Here is a 20089-nt window from a genome sequence, read left to right on the forward strand (position 1 = left end):
TTGTAAACTATTTTCCAGAGAAAAACGTGATTGTGAAAATTTTAAAATAAATAAAGTTATACCAGGATATCCAAGAAATAGAAAAAAGCTATCTTATCATAAGAAAGATAGCTGAATATTTTGTATATTTAGTTTATTTTTTTGTATATTTAGTTTATTTTTTGTGTGATAGTTCGTGGCTGTTCAAGTGTGACAATTTTTTTATATTTAACTTGGTATAAAATGTAACAAATAATCATAAATGGAATGCCACAATAAAGAGCAATTCTTTGATCTGGAATGAAAGCCAAACTAACAAATGTAATGAAATTGAGTAAGAACGCCACGATTGGAACTAGCGGATAGAGCGGTGTACGATATTTTAAATCATTTATGTCGCCACCATTTTTCACGAAATTTCTACGGAAGAAAAACTGTGAAGCGGCAATTGACATCCAAACGACAACGGCAGCCATTGCTGCAATAGATGTTAAAACTAGAAAGACAGTATCTGCCGCAAATACACTTGTTAATAAGGAAAGGCTAGCAAAAATCAGACTGAAAATTAATGCATTTAGCGGTACACCTTTTTTAGTTAATTTCGTAAATGCTGGGCTTGCCATTCCTTGTTTTGCCATCGCCCACAGCATACGAGAATTTGCGTATAGACCAGAGTTAGCAACGGATAATACAGCTGTAATAATAACAAAGTTCATAATGTCTGCTGCATATGGGACCCCGGCTACATCAAAAACAAGTACAAACGGACTTTCGACTAGATTAGCCTCTTGCCATGGGAGTAAACCTACAACAACTGATATCGCTAAGACGAAGAAGAAGAGAGTTCGCCAAATTGTATTTTTGATCGCTTTTGGAATTGTTTTTTCAGGATTTTCACTTTCTCCTGAAGCGATTCCGATTAATTCTGTTCCTTGGAAGGAGTAATTTACTGTAATCATCGTAAGAAGAACAGCTAATGCACCGTTTGGAAATAGCCCGCCATTTTCAGTGAAATTATGAAGCATCGGAGCTGGCTTTCCATTAAAGTCTAGTAAACCGAACATAACAGCGCCACCAAGTACGATGAAAATAACGATTGTTGCAACTTTTACACTTGCGAACCAAAACTCTGCTTCTGCATATGCTTTTGCTGATAAAGCGTTTACGAGGAAGAGCGCTGCTGCAAATGTAACGCACCAAATCCATGAAGAAACGTCTGGAAACCAGCGTTTCATTAAAATACTTACAGTTGTTAACTCTACGCCAACTGTAACAGCCCAATTTAACCAATACATCCAACCGACAACAAATCCAAAACCAGGTGAAATGAATTTGCTTGCATAGCTTTGGAATGAACCTGCTTCTGGCATAGCAACAGATAATTCACCAAGACATAACATCGTTAAATACATAACAAATCCACCGACTAAAAATGCAAGAATAGCGCCACCAGGTCCGGCATTATGGACGATTTGACCAGATCCCATAAATAGCCCGGTTCCGATAACACCACCGAGTGCAATCATAAATAGGTGTCTACTTTTCATTGTTCGTTTTAAATTTGTTTGTTCAATTTGTTGATTCATATGCCCCTCACCTCGTATTTTCTTGAATGTGTGAACTTCATTTTATTCTGAGTTTTTAATCATTAGTGGGGGATGCAACACACACTCGGTTTATTTGCTATGAAATGAATGGAGTATGTAAAAAATGAACTATGACTAAATACTCTAAGAATGTTTGTTAACATGGTGATATCTTCACCATGTTAACAATTTTGATTTTAGCAAAATATTCTGGAAATGTATATTTATTTTTCTTTTTATTAAAAATAATTAGAATTTTTATAATTAATTCTATGAGCGATAATTCACATGATCTTTCTAGCAAACTAGTAAGAAGAAGGGTACAATGATAAGAGTTGTGTCTGTAAAATAATAATTAATGGAGTTTTGTTTATAATGAAAAAGTTAAAATATCTTTTTGTTTTTGGTATTATACTTGCTGCTGCATTTTTTATAGGGAAAGATAAAATCATGCAAAAGGCGCAAGTTTTACGCTTAGAGTTTCTATCTGAAATGAAAGAAGCAGCTATGATTGAAGATGTTCCGTTTATTAAACAATTACCAGAATTACCTCGAGGATGTGAAGTGACAAGTTTAGCTATGTTGCTGCAATATAAAGGTGTACAAGTAGATAAGATGCAACTTGCTAGCGAAATTTATCGTGTTCCATTTGAACAAAATGGTTTGCGTGGAAATCCTTACGAGGGGTTTGTAGGAAATATTTATACAAAGGCAAAGCCTGGATATGGTGTATACAATAAACCAATCTTTGATTTAGCAGAAAAATATGTTCCTGAAAAAGTAATTAATTTAACAGGTAGAGACATGCAAGATATATATAAAGTAATTAGTTCTGGCTCCCCGGTATGGGTCATTATTAATACGACGTTTAAGCCGCTAGCTGAAAGTAGTTTTGAAACATGGAATACGAGTTCAGGCGAAGTGAAAATTACATATTATGAGCATAGTGCAGTAGTAATTGGATATGATCAAAACTTTGTATATGTAAATGATCCTCTGAAAAATAATCCACGTTTGGCTGTTCCACGAGCAGAATTTGAGAAAGCTTGGGAGCAAATGGGAAAACAAGCGATTACTATTTTATAATAAAGAAAAAGTCATCTTTTGGATGGCTTTTTCTTTTTGGTTTATCATAATTGAAAATTCAGAAGATTCTTTTAAAAGTTAACAATTCGCGTTATAATAACATTTAACTTGGTGAAGAAGGAGTGAAGGGGTATGGATGTTGCAAAGGAACTTGTTTTGTCAAAAAATCAGTTAGTTGAGTGGAGAAGGCATTTTCATAAGTATCCAGAGTTATCTTTTCAAGAAGAAAAAACATCGCAGTTTGTGTTCGATATACTTCGGAAATGCCCATATTTAGAAGTGTCACGGCCGACTAAATATAGTGTGATGGCAAAGTTAGTAGGTAAACAGCCGGGCAAAACAGTTGCGGTTCGAGCCGATATGGATGCTCTTCCTATTCATGAAGAAAATGAGTTTGATTTTATTTCTACATATAAAGGTGTGATGCATGCGTGTGGTCATGATGGACATATAGCGATATTACTTGGGGTTGTATATAAGTTAGTAGAAGCAAGAGAGAAGATTAAAGGGGAGATTCGTTTTCTATTCCAACATGCTGAAGAAAATTTTCCTGGTGGTGCAGAGGAGATGATTGCGGCAGGTGTAATGGAAGGTGTGGATTATATCATTGGTGCTCACCTTTGGGCGTCGTTAGAGGTTGGGAAAATAGGCGTTATTTATGGTCCTGCAATGGCTGCACCGGATGTTTTTAAAATTAGGATAGAGGGAAAAGGTGGACATGCTGGAATCCCTCATGAAACGGTGGATAGTATCGCAATCGGTACACAAGTCGTTTCGCAACTTCAGCAAATTGTATCTCGCCTCACGAATCCATTAGATTCTCTCGTAATATCCGTTACTCAATTTCATGCGGGGACAACTCATAATGTAATACCAGAGCAAGCGGAGATTGAAGGGACAGTGCGAAGTTTAAGACATGAGTTACGAGGTGAAACAGAGAAGAAGATTGAGCGGATTGTGAAGCATATTACGGAATCTTACGGAGCGAAATATACGTTTTCTTATGAATATGGATATCGACCAGTTGTAAATAATTATGAAGTTACAGAGCTTATTGAACAAACGGCATTACAACTTTATGGAAGAGATAGAGTTGTTCGTTTGCAGCCGACGATGGCTGGAGAAGATTTTTCGGCGTTTTTACAAAAGGTACCAGGGACATTCTTTTTTATCGGAGCGGGAAATAAAGAGAAAGGTATTATATATCCTCATCATCATCCTCGTTTTACAATTGATGAAGATGCATTACCGATTGGAGTGGAAGTCTTTGTATCAGCCATTATGAATTTTATAAGTAAAGGAGAATGAGATGAAGAAAATATACATCCTAGTGCTTATTCCAGTTCTTTGTTTAGTAGTTGGGCCAATATTTGCGAATTCAGTTACTCCTTACGTATTAGGGATGCCATTTTTATTATTTTGGGTATTATTATCAGTGTTTATTACATCTCTTTGTATGGGGCTTGTGTACGTGTTTGATCCCGCTAATAAGGAGGATGTAAAATGACTGCATTACTTATCATTATTTTATTTTTGTTTCTCGCACTATTTTTAGGGATTCGGGCACAACATGGAAAAGATATGAATTTAGAGCAATGGTCAGTTGGGGGAAGAGGATTTGGCACTATTTTTGTTTTTCTCCTGATGGCAGGTGAGATTTATACGACGTTTACATTTTTAGGGGGAAGCGGCTGGGCGTATAGTAAAGGAGCACCTACCTTTTATATTTTGGGATATGGTGCTTTAGCGTATCTTTTATCGTATTTTTTATTACCACCAATTTGGAAGTATGCGAAAGAGCATAACCTTGTTTCGCAGTCGGATTTTTTTGCGAAGAAATATAGAAGTAAAGCGCTTGGACTTATTGTTTCAGTTGTTGGTGTTGTTTCCATCATCCCATATCTTGTTTTACAGTTAAAGGGACTGGGGATTATCGTTTCAGAAGCTTCTTACGGAAGGGTGTCACCTGTTGTTGCAGTATGGATTGGTGCTATTGTTATAACTATATATGTAATGGTTTCAGGTATACACGGTTCGGCTTGGACGGCTGCTTTGAAGGATATTATGATACTGTTTATCGTTATGTTTTTAGGTATATATTTACCGTATCATTATTATGGAGGATTTCAGCCTATGTTTGAGGCTGTAGAAGCAGCAAAGCCGGGATTTTTATCTTTACCTGAAGAAGGAATGAGTATTTCTTGGTTTGTTTCTACTATTATATTAACGGCCCTAGGTTTTTATATGTGGCCTCATACATTTGCTTCTGCTTTTTCTGCAAAAAATGAAAAAGTATTTCGTAAAAATGCAGCAATTATGCCATTGTATTCTTTAGTGTTACTTTTCGTATTTTTTGCAGGGTTTGCTGCTATATTGCAAGTTCCTGGGTTAAAGGGAGCGGATGTGGATCTTTCGTTATTCCGTCTTGCTTTACAAACTTTTGATCCTTGGTTTATTGGAATTATTGGTAGTGCGGGAGTATTAACGGCGTTAGTTCCAGGCTCTATGCTTGTTATGGCGGCTTCTACACTGTTAGCGAAAAATATTTATCGAACGATGGTTCCATCTGCTTCAGATAGACAAGTTGCTAAAGCTGCAAAGTTATTTGTACCTGTAGTAACGCTCGTAGCAGTTTTATTTACATTTAAAGGAGGAGAAACAATAGGAGCCCTTCTATTAATGGGGTACAGTATTGTTACACAACTTTTCCCTGCACTTGTATGTAGCTTGTTTCCACGTCAGGTTATTACAAAGCAAGGAGCGATTGCAGGAATGGGAATGGGGTTATTAGTTGTTGCATATATCACTTTATCGGGCTCTAATATAGCTACGATGTTTCCGAGTTTTCCGCAGTCTATAAAAGATTTAAATGTAGGTATAGTCGCATTGTTAATTAATATGATTGTGATGTTTGTAGTTAGTGGATTTACAAAAAGTGTATCTATAAAGAAAAACAGCATAATAGTAGAAAAGTAATTCGTTTATTAGAGCTATCTTTGAAAAGAGATAGCTCTTTTTTGTATATATTTTCTTCTATTAGCGGAATCTAACTAAAAACTTGTTGAAAAGGAAGTTAGGTGGGGAAATTGTTAGAGCTTGAAGGTAACTTATTTGAAGTTATGAAAGAAATTAGGGATGAGTTAGGTTCACCTAATGATTTAACAATTAGAGAAGTTGCTCTTGCTGGGAGTTTTACACGTTGTGCGGTTGTGTTTTTATGTGGATTAACAGACAAGGATAATGTTTATAAATATGTCGTTCGTACGCTGCAATACGAAGAAATTCCAAGTGAGGAAGCCGTTGTTCAAACGTTATTGGATCGTTTTATTTCTATCGCAGAAGTGGGTGTAAAGACGAAGTTTCCAGACATTATGAATGCGATTTTAGCGGGAGATACGGTTATATTAATTGATAATATTCAAACGGCTATCGTGATTAATAGTAGAGCTTGGGAAAAAAGAAGTTTAGAACCACCAGTAACTGAAGATTTAATACGTGGACCGAGGATCGGATTAAATGAAGATATTAATGTGAATAAAATGTTAATCCGACGTAGTTTACGTGATCCAAAGTTGAGGTTCCAATCTTATATTATGGGGAAGCGATCGCAGAAAGAAGTAACCCTAGTATATATAGAAGATATTATTAATCCTCACATTGTAAAAGAGTTGGATCGCCGTCTTCAATCAATAGTGACAGATGTCGTTTTGGAAACAGGTACGATTGAACAATTAATTCAGGATAATAATTTATCCCCATTTCCACAGTTTTTGAATACAGAGAGGCCTGATAATATTATAGCCTCATTAGCGAAAGGAAAGGCAGCCATTTTGGTAGACGGATCCCCATTTGCTCTTATTGCGCCACTCGTATTTGTTGATATTTTTCAATCTGTAGAAGATCATTACGAGCGCTGGGTGATTGGAACGTTATTACGATTTTTACGTATGGGTTCAGGTATAATTGCGGTTTTGTTACCAGCTATGTATGTAGCACTTGTATCTTACCATCAAGGACTTATTCCTTCTAAACTGGCTTATTCAATTGCAGGTGCTAGGGAAGGTGTTCCGTTTCCAGCGTATATTGAAACGTTAATGATGGCCTTGACTATGGAATTAATACGAGAAGCTGGAATCCGATTGCCGAAACCGATGGGACAAACGATAGGGATTGTAGGAGGTCTTGTAATTGGAGAAGCTGCGGTAAATGCAGGGATTGTAAATCCATTTTTAGTTATTATTATTGCAGTTACTGCGATTGCTACATTTTCGCTTCCTGTATATAGCATTACAATTACGTTCCGAATTTTACTTTTCGTCTTTGTATTAGCTGCAACGGCTTTTGGTTTGTATGGGATTATTCTAGCTCTGATCGCACTTGCTATTCATATTACAAATTTAACAAGCGTTGGTATACCGTATACAACTCCAATTGCTCCTGCATTTTATAAAGATTGGAAAGAAGAATTTATTCGCATGCCAAAATCGATGTTGAAAGATAGACCAGAGTACTTACAAACAAAAGATTCTACAATACGTCCAAAGGAGCGAAAATAATTGAAACCATTTGAGTATGGCGATGAAGAGATTGGATCTCGGGAAATTGGGTTTGCGGTATCATCGACCATTATTGGTATAGGAGCATTGTCTATGCCAAGAGATATCGCTAACCAAACTTTATTTTCGGACGGTTGGATTATTTTGCTTTTGGGTGGATTGATCTGTACAGTTTTAGGTTGGTTTGTGACGAGGGTGGCGATCTTATTTCCGAAACAAAATTTTGTTCAATATACGAGTGCGCATTTGACGAAGCCTGTTGCATACACAATTAGTAGTATTTTAGTATTAACGTTTGCTGCTTTGACAGCATATGAATCGCGAATGATTTCAATTATTTCTCAAACGTATTTATTTAGTGATACACCGATACAACTACTGTCTTTCTTCTTCTTGCTAGTTGTTATTTATGGAATAGCAGGATCAAGAGCAGCCTTATTAAGGTTAAATGTTTTATTCTTACCTATTGTTTTAATTGCGATAGTACTTCTTTCTTTATTGAATATAAATTTAATGGAAATAAATAATTTACTACCAGCTTTTCAAACGAAAGTAAGTCAATATGCTGTTGGAGTTAAAAATTCTATTTTTACGTTTATTGGATTTGAAGTAGCTTTATTTTATGCGGTGTTGCTGAATGATAAGTCAGCGAAAAAAGCGCCAATGGCAGTCGCGAAAGCGGTGATGGTAAACGTGTTGTCATACATTTTAATTTATGTAACTTGTATTAGTGTTTTTACGTATATGACCACACGTGGATTGACATATCCAACAATTGAATTAGGGAAAGAAATTGAAATTGGCGGAGGGTTTTTAGAAAGGTTCGATGCGATTTTTTTTACGACTTGGATTATTACTATTTATAACACTACAGCAATGTATTATGACGTCGCATCTTTATTGTTTTGTGCTATGTTTCCGAAAGTGAAGAAACATATTTTTATTTTCGTAAGTGCCCCTATTATTTTTATGGCGAATATGATACCTAGTAGTTTGAATGCTTTATCAAGTTATGGGACTTATTTAGCTTGGATAGATATGGGGTTTGTTGTGTTAGCGCCTTTGCTCGTTTTAATTGTATATAAAATAAAAAGAAGGAATGGTGGAAATGAAACACCTTCTTAAAATTATAATGGTTATGACTTTAACTGGATTTATGAGTGGGTGTTCTGAGTTAGAAGAGATAGAAGAAAGAGGATTTGTAGTAGGAGCGGCTTATGATATCGTGAAGGAGAAGAAAGCGAATCCAATTATGAAAGGGACGTATCAAATGGTACTTCCTAGTAAGTTAGCGCAGCAAGGTGGACAAGGTGATGGAGATGGCGAAAATTATATTAATGTTAGTGCGAAAGCAGATAGTGTGTTTGAACAAATAAGAATAATCGCTAAAAAAATTAGTCGTACATTATTTTTCCCTCATATACAAGTGATTATTTTCTCTGAAGAATTACTTTCACATCCATACATTTTACAAAATACGTTAGATGTATATATTCGCGATCATGAAATGAGAAGAAATATTCGTTTGTTTGTTTCAAAGAAAAATGCAGAATCTATTTTAAAACAGAGTGCAAAACCTGAAAATTTACCGGCGCAGTATATTGATATGTTAGCTGAACACCCTCCGAAAAATGCCCAAATGATTGAGGCTGCAAGAATTGGTGAGGTACAGGAAAAGATGATCTCTAACCGGAGTTTTGTATTACCTATTCTTGAACTAACAAAACAAGGGGTGCAAATGGACGGTGCAGCATTGTTTCGTGGAAAGGATAATAAGTGTGTAGGCAACTTGAGTGGGGAAGAAACATTAGGGATGAATTATATAATAGGTAAAAAAATTGGAGGTTTTTTTACCATTCGTAAAAAGGATCAACTTATTACATATGAAATTCATAAGTTGCGTCGAAAAATTAAAGTATCTACAACGAATGCTACAAAACCAAAGTTTAATATTCATTTATCTCTGGAAGGTACAATAGCTGAGTTGCATTTTAGTGATCATAAAAAGGTTTTGAATGAAAAGCGTTTAGAGAAGGATATATCGGAAGAAATGGAGAAGCGTATTCAAAAATCAATTAAACTTGTTCAAAAAAAATATAAGGTAGATGTATTAGAGTTAGGGGAAGTGTATAAGCGACATAATTATAAAGAGTGGAAAAAGGTAAGTAAGAATTGGGATCAAGGCGAAAATTACTTTAGTAAAGCTGAAATTACTGTTCATGTTCACCCGACGATTGAGCATTCAGGCTCGGCTTTACCTAAAAGAGTGAAATAAGGTGATGTAAGTTGTTTACGGGTTTAGGGATTAGTTGCACGATATTAATGGCAGTTCTTCCAGGAGCTATATATTTTATTCATAAAAAACTCACAACGTATGGAGCACAGCCGTGGAATACTGATGTACAAAAAAAGAAACCTGAATGATTTTCAGGTTTCTTTCGTGCAAAGCAAACGTGAAGGGGGATACCTTCTATGTATGCTTTGCTTTATACAAGCCCTAACCAATGTACCAATTGTGTAGAGAGGAATGTAACAACAATGGCGATAACGGTAGGGATTGCAAACGATAAGAATGTCCATTTTGCACTTTTTGTTTCTTTATATATGTTAACCAATGTTGTTCCACACGGGAAATGAAGAAGTGAGAACAACATTGTGTTTAACGCTGTTAACCAAGTCCAACCATTTTCTAGGAATAGATTTTTAATTTGATTAAAATCATCTATTTCAGTTAAAGCCCCAGTTGATAAGTAAGACATTAATAAAATTGGGATTACAATTTCATTAGCGGGTAGTCCAAGAATGAATGCAGCTAGAATAAACCCGTCAAGTCCTAACATTTTAGCAAATGGATCTAGGAAGTTTACAAAATACATAAGTAAGCTTGTGTCACCGATAAAAATGTTAGCAAGTAACCAAGTTAATGCAGCTGCAGGGGCAGCAACAACTATAGCTCGTTTTAAAACATAGATTGATTTATCGAGTGTTGCGCGAACAATTGTATTCCAAACTTTTGGCTTGCGGTACGGAGGTAACTCAAGTGTGTAGTGAGTTGGAACCCCTTTTAAGGCTGTTTTTGATAGTACCCAAGAAACAGTTAATGTCATAATAACACCAATTACAACCATTCCAACTACAACGCCAGCAGTAACCAATGTTTGCATACTGCCTGTATAACCAGCAGCCATAAATAGTGAAGCCATTAAAATTAACATAGGCCAGCGACCGTTACAAGGAACGAAGTTGTTCGTTAAAATTGCTAGCATACGTTCACGTGGTGATTCAATGATACGTGTTGACATAATGGCTGCTGCATTACAACCAAATCCCATTGCCATTGTTAAAGATTGTTTCCCGTGTGCGCCGGATCGTTTGAATAAGCGGTCCATATTAAACGCGACACGTGGTAAGTATCCGTAGTTTTCTAGTAGCGCGAACATAGGGAAAAAGATTGCCATAGGTGGTAACATAACGCTAATAACAGCTCCGATACCACGGAATAAACCAAGTATTAAAATGCCATGTAACCATTCAGGTGCATGCGCTGCTTGGAACCAAGATGTTAAATATCCTTCGGCCCATCCGAAGAATTCGGCAATCATATCAGATGGTACGTTAGCGCCTGCGATTGTAAGATAAAAAATAATAGATAAAATACCGAGCATAATTGGGAATCCCCAGATTGGAGATGTGAAAATTTTATCTAGTTTTTCGGAACGATATAATTTATCAGTATTTGTATATTGGACGGATTCTTTACATATGCTTGCAGATGTTCGGTAAATATCTCCGACTATATCATCTCGTATATCTTCATTTGAAAGTGTTTGTGCATGTTGAATAATATAGTCTAATGGAAGAGCTTTACTGGCTGAGTGAGATTCCATTAATTATGACCTCCCTTACAAGTGGTTCATTATGGTGTTTTTGAAGTGTAGTTAAGAAATTTTTATCTCCATCCAATATACGTAACGCAATCCAACGTGCTGGATACGTATCACCGAACACCTTATAAATTTGTGGTTCTAATTCTTGAATCATATTTTCGACTTTTTCGCTGTAAGTAATTTTAATTGGTGTTGGAATTAGTTTTTTATTTGATACTTTTGCAATAACATTTAGTAAATGACCAATGCCTACTCGGTTACGTGCTGAAATTTTAACTACAGGTACACCAAGTGATTTTGCTAATTTTTTTTCATCAATAACAATACCTTTTTTCTCGGCTTCATCAATTAAGTTAATGCAAATGACTACGTTGTTTGTCATTTCCATCACTTGGAGTGCTAAATTTAAATTTCTTTCCATAGCAGTTGCGTCTAGGACAACTACAGTTACTTCTGGTTTTTCAAATATAATATAATCCCTCGCCACTTCTTCGTCCGCGGAATTTGAGTATAATGAGTAAGTTCCAGGTAAATCTATTAATGTATAAGTACTTCCGTTATGTTCATATTCTCCTTCAGCTTTTAAAACAGTTTTTCCTGTCCAATTTCCAGTATGTTGTTTTAAACCTGTCAAAGTATTAAATAATGTACTTTTCCCGGTATTCGGGTTGCCAGCTAAAGCAATACGATGTTTGCTCATCTGAAATCATCTCCTATTAATACCCCGAAAATAAGGGAACTTTCTTCTTTTCGCAGTGCAATAGTTGTGTTGCTCACTTGATAGGCGACCGGATCTCCAAGTGGACTGCGTTGCAATACTTTAATCGTTGCCCCAGGGATAAATCCCAAATCTAATAAACGTCGTTTCATAGTTCCTTCTAATTGTATCTTCTCAATTTGTACAAATTCCCCTGTTTTAAAATCGGAAAGGGGTTTAGTATTAGCCGATACCATAAAAGTTACCTCTTCTCTATATTGTTAGTGTTAGTTCAAAAAGTTTCCTTAGGTAAACTTTTTGTTAGTAATATAGTAGACTACATTGGATGATGCTGTCAATTAGTACTTTAAAAATATTCATTTAATTTTAGAATTGTTCCAATTTATTTAGTTGTACTAAAAAATATTACTGAAATTCTTTTTAATGTGCATAAATTAGGCGTGTAAAAGTTACAAAATACAGCGGAATTGTAAATATAACTTTAACTAAAAGGGAAAAAGAGAGAAAAACATTTACATTGAATTTACATTGTTAAGAATAAATTTACATTACAGCATAGTTAGTGTGGTTTTTGTTGGATTCTTTAACTGTAAATGTTGGGATTCATAGATTTTAAGGGTTATTATCGTCATTTACTTAAAATTAAAAATTGCTTAACACTCACATAATATTGTTGTCCTACAATGAATTTGTGTTCGAAAGAAAATGAATTCGAAAAGTGATAATCCAAATGGGGGTACAAGACATGGTTATGAAAAAAGGTATTAAATTCTCTTTAGCAGCTTTAGTGGTAGCAGGAGCATTAGTTGGGTGTGGAAAAGCAGAAGATACAACTAGTAAAGAAACTGCTAAAGGAAGCGATAATACAAAACAAGAATTATCGGGTACGATTGCAGCAGCTGGTTCTACAGCTCTTCTACCTCTTGCGGAGGAAGCTGGAAAGAAATTCATGGAGAAAAATTCAAAAGTTTCTATTCAAGTTCAAGGTGGCGGTAGTGGAACTGGGATTAACCAAGTAGCATCTGGTGCAGTGCAAATTGGTAATTCAGATGTTCCGTCCGGAGATAAAATAAAAGATGCTGAAAAGGCGAAAGAATTAGTAGATAACAAGGTAGCGGGTATTGCATTCGCTCTTGTTGTAAATAAAGATGTAAAAGTTGATAACTTAACAGTGCAACAAGTACAAGATATCTTCACTGGAAAAGTAACAAACTGGAAAGAAGTAGGCGGAAAAGATGAAAAAATCAACGTAATTAATCGTCCAGCTTCATCTGGTACACGTGCTACATTCGAAAAAACAATTATGAAAGACGCAAAAATCAATGATGGAACTGGAACAACACAAGATTCTAACGGTGCAGTAGAGCAAGCTATCAATTCTACTCCAGGTTCAGTAAGCTATTTAGCAATGTCTTACATGGTGGGTGATAAAAAAGGTGCACTGCAAACAGTGAAAATTGATGGTGCTGATCCAAAAGTTGAAAACATTGCGTCTGGTAAATATCCATTCTGGTCTTACGAGTATATGGTAACAAAAGGTGAAGCGAAAGAAGCAACAAAAGCTTACATCGATTATGTAAAAGGTAAAGACTTTGAAAAGCAAGTAGAAGATATGGGCTACATTCCAATGTCTAAATTAAATAAGTAATCAAATTTATGGGGCTGGCTGCAAGGCCAGTCCTGTTCATTTCAATCTGTGAAGTGGGGTCTGTCCTGTGATGAAGGGGAAAAAACAAATTAATTACGTGAAAAGTGAATATATAGGAAGATCACTTGTTACGTTTTGTGGTATTTTTATTGTTTTAATTACATTAGCTATTATTGCGTTTATTTGTGGCAAAGGAATTCAATCTTTTACACAAAGTGGTATCTCGTTTACTGAGATGTTAACATCGACAAAATGGAATCCAAATGCTGATCAAGGATCTTTTGGGGCTTTAATTTTTATTGTAGGTTCAACAGTGGTTTCGTTAGGTGCGGTTATTATTAGTGCACCAATTGCTATAGCTCTGGCTATATTCATGAATTTAATTTCGCCGAAGTTTGGAAATAAAGTATTGAAGCCTGTTTTAGAATTATTAGTCGGTATTCCGTCAGTAGTATACGGATTATTAGGGGTTACGATTTTAGTTCCGTTATTACGTGATTCGTTCGGGGGAGTGGGCTTTAGTTTAATTGCGGGTATCGTTGTATTAAGTATTATGATTTTACCTACTATTGCTAGTATCGCTTCTGATGCAATACGCTCTGTTCCATTTGATTATTTAGAAGCTTCTTATGGCCTAGGATCAACGAAATGGCAAGCAATTAGCCGAGTGATTGTTCCTGCTGCGAAAAAAGGAATTTTAACAGGTGTTGTTTTAGGTTTAGCGCGAGCTTTTGGTGAAGCGCTAGCCGTTCAAATGGTAATCGGGAATACGATTAAATTACCAGAAGGAATATATAGTCCGACAGCAACGTTAACTGGTATTTTGACAATGGACATGACAAATACATTGAATGGAACTGCTTGGAATAATGCGCTATGGACTTTAGCGATGATTTTACTTGTTATTTCATTCCTGTTTATTTTAGTAATTCGAGCGATTGGGCAAAGAGGTGAGCGATAATAATGAATGCAAGAACGGTAAATAAAGTTTGGACGGGTATCTTTTATGCGGTTGCGGCTTTGGTCGTAGCTATGCTAGTGTTCTTAGTGTTTGAAATTTTACAAAAGGGATGGGGTTTTTGGGATCCTAATTTCTTGTTTGGAGAACCAAGTAATACAAGAGCTGGTGGTGGGATTGGTCCGCAGTTATTCAATTCATTCTACATGCTTGTTATAACGCTTATTATATCTATTCCTCTTGGACTAGGTGCTGGAATATATTTAGCAGAGTATGCAAAACAAGGGCGCTTTTTAAATTTTGTTCGTTTATGCATTGAGACAATGGCGTCTTTACCATCTATTGTTGTTGGTTTATTTGGTTTGTTAGTGTTCGTTACAATGACAGGCTGGGGATACACAGTAATGGGTGGTGCTCTTGCTTTAACTATTTTAAACTTACCAGGTTTAACACGTGTTTGTGAAAATGCTATTTCAGAAGTGCCTCATAATGTAAAAGAGGCAAGTCTTGGATTAGGTGCAACAAAGTGGCAAACAATCGTTCGTATTATTATCCCATCGTCATTACCGCAAATTATTACAGGGATTATTTTAGCGGCGGGTCGTATATTTGGGGAAGCGGCAGCATTAATTTACACAGCGGGTTTAACATCTCCGATTTTAAATTCAGCAGCGGACTTCTCGAGTCCTGCGCATCCTTTAAATCCGTTTAGACCAGCTGAAACGTTAGCAGTCCATATTTGGAAGTTAAATTCTGAAGGGTTTATTCCAGATGCGAAGTTGATTGCGACAAAATCTGCAGCTGTATTAATTATTATGGTATTACTATTCAATGTCATTTCACGCTTGATAGCATCTGTATTGCATAAGCGCTTTACAGGAACGAAAAGAAAAAGTAAAACGACGAAGAAGATAAAAGCGGCATAAGTTACAAAGGAGAACTCTCTATTTATAAGTAGAGGGTTCTTTTTGCATTTTAATATAGAAGGAAAAGGTATAGCGATTGTTGAATTTGTAATTCGTTATATAGATAAAGAGGTGAAAATGAGGGAGTGGATTTAATTTGTTTTTTCTGCAAATGTCAGGTTTTCCAGGGGCGGGAAAATCCACAGTTTCTAAGTATATAGCGAAGTTAACAGGTGCTATAATTGTAGATCATGACGTTTTGAAATCAGCATTGTTAAAATCACTAGAAGTGAAAGGTATTGAATCAACGATAGTTGGTGGACTTGCATATGATGCTGAATGGGCATTGATTGATTCTTATTTAGAACAAGGGCATAGTGTTATATTGGATAGTCCATGTTTATATGAGGGAATGGTTGAAAAAGGGATTAAATTATCAAATAAACATGGTGTGAAATATAAATATATTGAGTGTTATCTTAATGATATGGAAGAGATTAATGCGAGACTGCAAACACGTAAGCGTATGATTAGTCAAATTGAAAAAGTGAGGTCGGAAGTAGGTTTTAAAAAGTGGTTAAATGGTAGTAAGAAACCTTTAAATAGTGAATATCTTATTGTGGATTCTAGTGAACCTCTAGAGCGGTATGCGGAAAACATGATAGATTATATGAGTAGATAGAGAAAAGGCGTTATCTTCATTCGTGAAGATAACGCCTTTTGGTTTTAAATATCGGGTGTTTCTGTAGAAGTGCTTATTTTTCTACGGGAGCGCCTTTTTTTTCCGATTTTATCTAATAGTTCATACATAACTGGAACGACTACTAATGTAAGAACAGTTGAGACTGTTAAACCACCGATGACAACTACGGCTAAACTTTTTGATACCATACTTCCTGCTTGCGATTGACCGAATAAGAGTGGTAGCATAGCGACGATTGTTGTTATAGCCGTCATAATAATTGGACGTAGTCTAGTAGAACCTGCTTCCAGTAAGGCTTCTCTCGTTTCCAGTCCGTGTTCCCGATTTTGTTGGACCCTTTCTATTAATACAATAGCGTTTGTAACGACAATCCCAATTAACATTAATGCACCGATCAAGGAATTTACATCAACAGGTGTTCGTGAAATGATTAATCCTAAAATACCACCGACAGCAGCTAACGGCAAGGAGAATAGGATTGCAAAAGGAGCACGTGCTTGCCCGAAGGTGATAACCATAATTAAATATACAATCCCGATTGCGATCCCCATAATTTTGAATAAATCTGTAAAATTCTCTTGCATAGATTCAGTAGCTCCTGCGATATTTACTTTTGAACCGCTAGGTAAATCTAAGTCAGTTATCGCTTTATTTACTGCTTTGTTTACTTTACTCAAATCTTCATTTGAAGCTTCGGCGGTAATTTGAATTGTTTCTTTTCCGTCTTTATGGAAAATTTCTGTTTGCGTTTGTTTTTCTAAAATAGTTGCGATGTCTTTTAAAGGAATTGGTCCATTAATAGGTGATAGTATGTTTGTATTTAAAATATCTTCTTGTTTAGTAATGTTTTCCTTTTTATGTTCTATCATAATAGTAGTTTTTTCATTATTAATTGTAATTTCGCCAATAGGTGACTTCTTCATAAGGAATGCTACTTGTTGCGCAGCTATTTCTGGTGTTAAACCTAGTTGTTCAGCCTTTGTTTGATCAATATGAATTTGCCATTCTTTCTTAGAGTCTTCTAAATTCGTTTTTACTTTAGAAAGATCATCCATGCTTTTTAGTTTTGTTTCAACGATAGTAGCCGCCTCTTTTAAATCTGCTTCGTTAGTAGCTGTTACGTTAAATTGTAAGTTGTTGCCGCCACCAGAGCTTGAATAACTTGTTTTTATATAATCAAGTTCAGCAGGTTCAAAAGTTTTATTTTCCTTTTTTAACTCTTTAATATATTGATCAATATCAGAACCTTTTTTAAAGACTACAAATATACTAGCAAGGTTATTTTTAGTTGTTTGCCCCCATTGTGCATCTTCTGCGCTAGATCCCATTCGTAAAATAACGTCTGTTACATCTGAATTAGAAAGTAATTTCTTTTCGAAATCGAATGCTTTTTGTTTTTGAGCTTCAGCATTATAATCGGCTGGAAATGTCATGTTAATAGATAACATTGTGTCGTCCTCAGATTTTATGTTTGCTTTCGGTAGTAATATATAGGCTGCAATTGATCCTGCAAATAATAAAAATGCAGTAAGTAGAATAATGAATTTATGAGAAAGAGACCACTTTAAGGTAGCAACATATCGTGATGAAGAACTTGGCTTTCGATGCTTTGTTTTTTTGAGTAGTAAAAAAGCCATAAGTGGAACAACTGTTAGTGCAACGATTAAGGATGATAGAATAGAATATACAACTGCTAATACCATAGGTAACATTAATTTTCCGATTGCTCCTGATACGAGGCCGATAGGTAAAAAAACAGCGACCGTTGTTAAAGTAGAAGAAGTAATTGCGACGGCGACCTCTTTCGTTGCATCAAGAATAATATTTTTAGAGAAAGAATCTTTTTGTAAACGGCGGAAAATATTCTCGATGACAACGATACTATCATCGACGAGACGTCCAACCGCAACAGCTAAACCACCAAGGGTTAAAATGTTAAGTGTGATGTTAGATTGATGTAGTAAAAAGAGTGTTAATAAAATAGATAATGGAATACTGACAACAGCGATGAGTGTTGTTCGGAAGTTACGTAAAAAGATTAAGATAATTAGAGTTGCAGCGATTGCTCCAAGTATTACTTCTTTTCCCATGCTAGTAACAGCATTTTCAACTTGTTCATGGGTTGAAGCCAAAAGTTTAATAGAAAATTGATCTTTATATTCCTTATTTATCTCTTTAACTTTTTTATCAATCTCTTTTCCGATGGCAACTGCATTTTTACTCGGTTCTTTCATGATGATTAACCCTGTGCCTTCTTCGCCGTTTATATGTGAGATTGTATCGTAGTGTTGTTTGATTTTGATTTGAGCAATGTCTTGTAATTTCACTTGGGGTGCCACAGTGATGTTTTTAATGTCATTTACATTTTTTATGTCCCCGATGACGCGGAGGTTGTATTCTTCCTGATTAACAGTAATTGCCCCGGCTGGAGTAGAAGTTTCTTTTCCTTGTAAAACAGTTAGTACCTGCTGTGATGTTACGTTTTTGTTTTTTAATTGGTTCGGATCAAGTACGATAGATAATTCAGAGGTTGATTTTCCGAAAAACATAACGTTGGCAACACCATCAATGTTTTCGAGTTGTGGTACGATTTCTTTTTCAATTTGTTTTTCATCTGCTTTTGAAAAACCGTTTTGTTTCTGGATAGTAATTTGGGCGAGTGGAATCATAGAAGTGTTTAATTGACTAACTACGGGCTTGGTTACATCTTTAGGTAATTTAATTGTATTGACGGCTTTTTCGACTTCGCGTGCTGCATCTTTCATGTTTGCTTTTGATGTATATGCAATGTCGATACGTGATAATCCCTCGTGCGTAGAAGAAGTGATGGTATCGATATGTTCCAAATTACGAAATTGTTTTTCGAGAGGGTCAGTTACGTCTTTTGTCATCGTTTCAGCGTCAAGTCCCTGAGATAAGGTTGTGACGGTGATTGCTGGATTATCGATACTTGGCAAAAATTCCATAGGTAATTTAGAGCCGGAATAAACACCGAGTATGGAAATGAGAAAAACCATGATGATAATGGCGGAGCGGTTTTTTAATGAAAACTTTGTTAACCTATCCATAAAATAATTCCTCCATTGCTTTATTTATAGGTGAATACGTCCTTTCTTACTATATAACAAAAAATGGATATCTTTCATTAATTAAATGTAAAAAAATTCTAATAATATTCTTAAGTTTATATTTGCGTTGGAATGTTGTTATTTGTAGGGAATTAAATTTTTGAATGGGAAGGAAGGGATTAATGCGTGTGGTTGGCTATTTAATTGGGATGTAATTTTTTCTTACGACTAATTTATATCGCTATTCTATAGAAGGATAATTATTATAAATTTTTATATAGAAGAGAATGAAAATCTGGGAAGGTATTGTGAAATGCAATTTGGTTGAATGAAGTGTAGTAGTATACAATCAGAATAACTATTTTTAGTAGAAAGGATAACAGTTCTTTTTATAGAAAAAGTAGGATAGATAATTTTTTTGTGTTTTTTATAAAAAACACTTGTTATTTAAAAAACATGATGGTATATTAATAAACGTCGCTGATGCGGAAACGCAGAAAAACGACAAAAAATAAATTTTAAAACTTAGTTGACATCGAAAAATGAAGATGTTAATATGATGAAGTCGCTTCTGAAGCGGTGGACAAGTTCTTTGAAAACTGAACGAAACAAACAACGTGAAACGTCAATTTTTATTTTTAGATGCTAGACAAACTAACTTTATTGGAGAGTTTGATCCTGGCTCAGGATGAACGCTGGCGGCGTGCCTAATACATGCAAGTCGAGCGAATGGATTGAGAGCTTGCTCTCAAGAAGTTAGCGGCGGACGGGTGAGTAACACGTGGGTAACCTGCCCATAAGACTGGGATAACTCCGGGAAACCGGGGCTAATACCGGATAACATTTTGAACTGCATGGTTCGAAATTGAAAGGCGGCTTCGGCTGTCACTTATGGATGGACCCGCGTCGCATTAGCTAGTTGGTGAGGTAACGGCTCACCAAGGCAACGATGCGTAGCCGACCTGAGAGGGTGATCGGCCACACTGGGACTGAGA

17 protein-coding genes and 1 rRNA gene are annotated in these 20089 nt (G+C 35.7%); 13 read left to right on the top strand and 5 right to left on the bottom strand.

The window, feature by feature from the left end; genetic code table 11:
- Positions 1–149: 149 nt before the first annotated feature.
- Positions 150–1565 (bottom strand): amino acid permease, encoded by a 1416-nt coding sequence (locus MR160_RS26865; RefSeq protein ID WP_001075767.1) that lies wholly within the window; start codon positions 1563–1565, stop codon positions 150–152.
- Positions 1566–1940: 375 nt separating this feature from the next.
- On the opposite strand from MR160_RS26865, the gene MR160_RS26870 reads away from it, so the two are divergent.
- The 8 genes from MR160_RS26870 to MR160_RS26905 all read left to right on the top strand — a co-directional run bounded on the left by MR160_RS26870 (position 1941) and on the right by MR160_RS26905 (position 9631).
- Positions 1941–2651 (top strand): C39 family peptidase, encoded by a 711-nt coding sequence (locus tag MR160_RS26870; RefSeq protein ID WP_000734492.1) that lies wholly within the window; start codon positions 1941–1943, stop codon positions 2649–2651.
- A 132-nt stretch (positions 2652–2783) separates the two neighbouring features.
- Positions 2784–3959 (top strand): amidohydrolase, encoded by a 1176-nt coding sequence (locus tag MR160_RS26875; RefSeq protein ID WP_000382123.1) that lies wholly within the window; start codon positions 2784–2786, stop codon positions 3957–3959.
- 1 nt (position 3960) lies between these two features.
- Positions 3961–4158, top strand: a complete 198-nt coding sequence (locus MR160_RS26880) for a DUF3311 domain-containing protein (protein ID WP_097891579.1) — start codon at positions 3961–3963, stop codon at positions 4156–4158.
- Positions 4155–5627 carry a sodium:solute symporter family protein gene (locus tag MR160_RS26885; protein WP_000125940.1) on the top strand — a complete coding sequence of 491 codons (1473 nt, stop codon included), beginning with the start codon at positions 4155–4157 and terminating at the stop codon, positions 5625–5627. The genes MR160_RS26880 and MR160_RS26885 overlap by 4 nt, the downstream gene beginning before the upstream one ends.
- A 101-nt stretch (positions 5628–5728) precedes the next feature.
- Positions 5729–7207 carry a spore germination protein GerLA gene (gerLA, locus tag MR160_RS26890; RefSeq protein WP_003309092.1) on the top strand — a complete coding sequence of 493 codons (1479 nt, stop codon included), beginning with the start codon at positions 5729–5731 and terminating at the stop codon, positions 7205–7207.
- Positions 7208–8332 carry a spore germination protein GerLB gene (gerLB, locus tag MR160_RS26895; RefSeq protein WP_000802019.1) on the top strand — a complete coding sequence of 375 codons (1125 nt, stop codon included), beginning with the start codon at positions 7208–7210 and terminating at the stop codon, positions 8330–8332.
- The gene (gene gerLC / locus MR160_RS26900) at positions 8316–9482 is read left to right on the top strand and encodes a spore germination protein GerLC (protein WP_000681639.1); all 1167 of its coding nucleotides are present in this window, start codon (positions 8316–8318) and stop codon (positions 9480–9482) included. Before gerLB ends, gerLC begins: the two co-directional genes overlap by 17 nt.
- A gap of 11 nt (positions 9483–9493) precedes the next feature.
- A complete protein-coding gene (locus tag MR160_RS26905) occupies positions 9494–9631 on the top strand; it encodes a hypothetical protein (RefSeq protein WP_000493991.1) in 138 nt (45 codons plus the stop codon).
- 62 nt (positions 9632–9693) lie between these two features.
- On the opposite strand, the gene MR160_RS26910 is transcribed toward MR160_RS26905, so the two are convergent.
- The 3 genes from MR160_RS26910 to MR160_RS26920 are packed head-to-tail and all read right to left on the bottom strand — an operon-like array spanning position 9694 to position 12048.
- The gene (locus MR160_RS26910) at positions 9694–11094 is read right to left on the bottom strand and encodes a nucleoside recognition domain-containing protein (protein WP_000443621.1); all 1401 of its coding nucleotides are present in this window, start codon (positions 11092–11094) and stop codon (positions 9694–9696) included.
- The gene (locus tag MR160_RS26915; RefSeq protein ID WP_000033874.1) at positions 11072–11794 is read right to left on the bottom strand and encodes a FeoB small GTPase domain-containing protein; all 723 of its coding nucleotides are present in this window, start codon (positions 11792–11794) and stop codon (positions 11072–11074) included. The genes MR160_RS26910 and MR160_RS26915 overlap by 23 nt, the downstream gene beginning before the upstream one ends.
- Positions 11791–12048 (bottom strand): FeoA family protein, encoded by a 258-nt coding sequence (locus MR160_RS26920; RefSeq protein ID WP_000252988.1) that lies wholly within the window; start codon positions 12046–12048, stop codon positions 11791–11793. Before MR160_RS26920 ends, MR160_RS26915 begins: the two co-directional genes overlap by 4 nt.
- 509 nt (positions 12049–12557) lie before the next feature.
- Here MR160_RS26920 and MR160_RS26925 point away from each other — a divergent pair.
- From MR160_RS26925 to MR160_RS26940, 4 genes are all read left to right on the top strand, one after another.
- A complete protein-coding gene (locus MR160_RS26925) occupies positions 12558–13460 on the top strand; it encodes a phosphate ABC transporter substrate-binding protein PstS family protein (RefSeq protein ID WP_000245111.1) in 903 nt (300 codons plus the stop codon).
- A 70-nt stretch (positions 13461–13530) separates the two neighbouring features.
- A complete protein-coding gene (gene pstC / locus MR160_RS26930; RefSeq protein ID WP_000676676.1) occupies positions 13531–14421 on the top strand; it encodes a phosphate ABC transporter permease subunit PstC in 891 nt (296 codons plus the stop codon).
- A gap of 2 nt (positions 14422–14423) precedes the next feature.
- Positions 14424–15344, top strand: coding sequence for a phosphate ABC transporter permease PstA (pstA, locus tag MR160_RS26935; RefSeq protein WP_000994151.1), 921 nt, complete (start codon positions 14424–14426; stop codon positions 15342–15344).
- 136 nt (positions 15345–15480) lie between these two features.
- The gene (locus MR160_RS26940; RefSeq protein ID WP_000465748.1) at positions 15481–16005 is read left to right on the top strand and encodes a P-loop nucleotide/nucleoside kinase family protein; all 525 of its coding nucleotides are present in this window, start codon (positions 15481–15483) and stop codon (positions 16003–16005) included.
- Positions 16006–16049: 44 nt separating this feature from the next.
- On the opposite strand, the gene MR160_RS26945 is transcribed toward MR160_RS26940, so the two are convergent.
- A complete protein-coding gene (locus tag MR160_RS26945; RefSeq protein WP_242298507.1) occupies positions 16050–19094 on the bottom strand; it encodes an efflux RND transporter permease subunit in 3045 nt (1014 codons plus the stop codon).
- 660 nt (positions 19095–19754) lie between these two features.
- Between MR160_RS26945 and MR160_RS26950 the strand changes: the two genes are divergently transcribed.
- Positions 19755–20089, top strand: a 16S ribosomal RNA gene (locus tag MR160_RS26950); the annotation flags it as partial.

It is taken from the genome of Bacillus cereus group sp. BfR-BA-01382 (assembly GCF_022663475.1).
Lineage (GTDB): Bacteria > Bacillota > Bacilli > Bacillales > Bacillaceae_G > Bacillus_A > Bacillus_A thuringiensis_S.

Bases quoted from the DNA above. Each gene is read 5' to 3' on its own strand.
- MR160_RS26865 (WP_001075767.1), bottom strand. From the start codon at position 1,565: ATGAATCAACAAATTGAACAAACAAATTTAAAACGAACAATGAAAAGT.
- MR160_RS26870 (WP_000734492.1), top strand. From the start codon at position 1,941: ATGAAAAAGTTAAAATATCTTTTTGTTTTTGGTATTATACTTGCTGCT.
- MR160_RS26875 (WP_000382123.1), top strand. From the start codon at position 2,784: ATGGATGTTGCAAAGGAACTTGTTTTGTCAAAAAATCAGTTAGTTGAG.
- MR160_RS26880 (WP_097891579.1), top strand. From the start codon at position 3,961: ATGAAGAAAATATACATCCTAGTGCTTATTCCAGTTCTTTGTTTAGTA.
- MR160_RS26885 (WP_000125940.1), top strand. From the start codon at position 4,155: ATGACTGCATTACTTATCATTATTTTATTTTTGTTTCTCGCACTATTT.
- gerLC (WP_000681639.1), top strand. From the start codon at position 8,316: ATGAAACACCTTCTTAAAATTATAATGGTTATGACTTTAACTGGATTT.
- MR160_RS26910 (WP_000443621.1), bottom strand. From the start codon at position 11,094: ATGGAATCTCACTCAGCCAGTAAAGCTCTTCCATTAGACTATATTATT.
- MR160_RS26915 (WP_000033874.1), bottom strand. From the start codon at position 11,794: ATGAGCAAACATCGTATTGCTTTAGCTGGCAACCCGAATACCGGGAAA.
- MR160_RS26920 (WP_000252988.1), bottom strand. From the start codon at position 12,048: ATGGTATCGGCTAATACTAAACCCCTTTCCGATTTTAAAACAGGGGAA.
- MR160_RS26925 (WP_000245111.1), top strand. From the start codon at position 12,558: ATGGTTATGAAAAAAGGTATTAAATTCTCTTTAGCAGCTTTAGTGGTA.
- pstC (WP_000676676.1), top strand. From the start codon at position 13,531: ATGAAGGGGAAAAAACAAATTAATTACGTGAAAAGTGAATATATAGGA.
- pstA (WP_000994151.1), top strand. From the start codon at position 14,424: ATGAATGCAAGAACGGTAAATAAAGTTTGGACGGGTATCTTTTATGCG.
- MR160_RS26945 (WP_242298507.1), bottom strand. From the start codon at position 19,094: ATGGATAGGTTAACAAAGTTTTCATTAAAAAACCGCTCCGCCATTATC.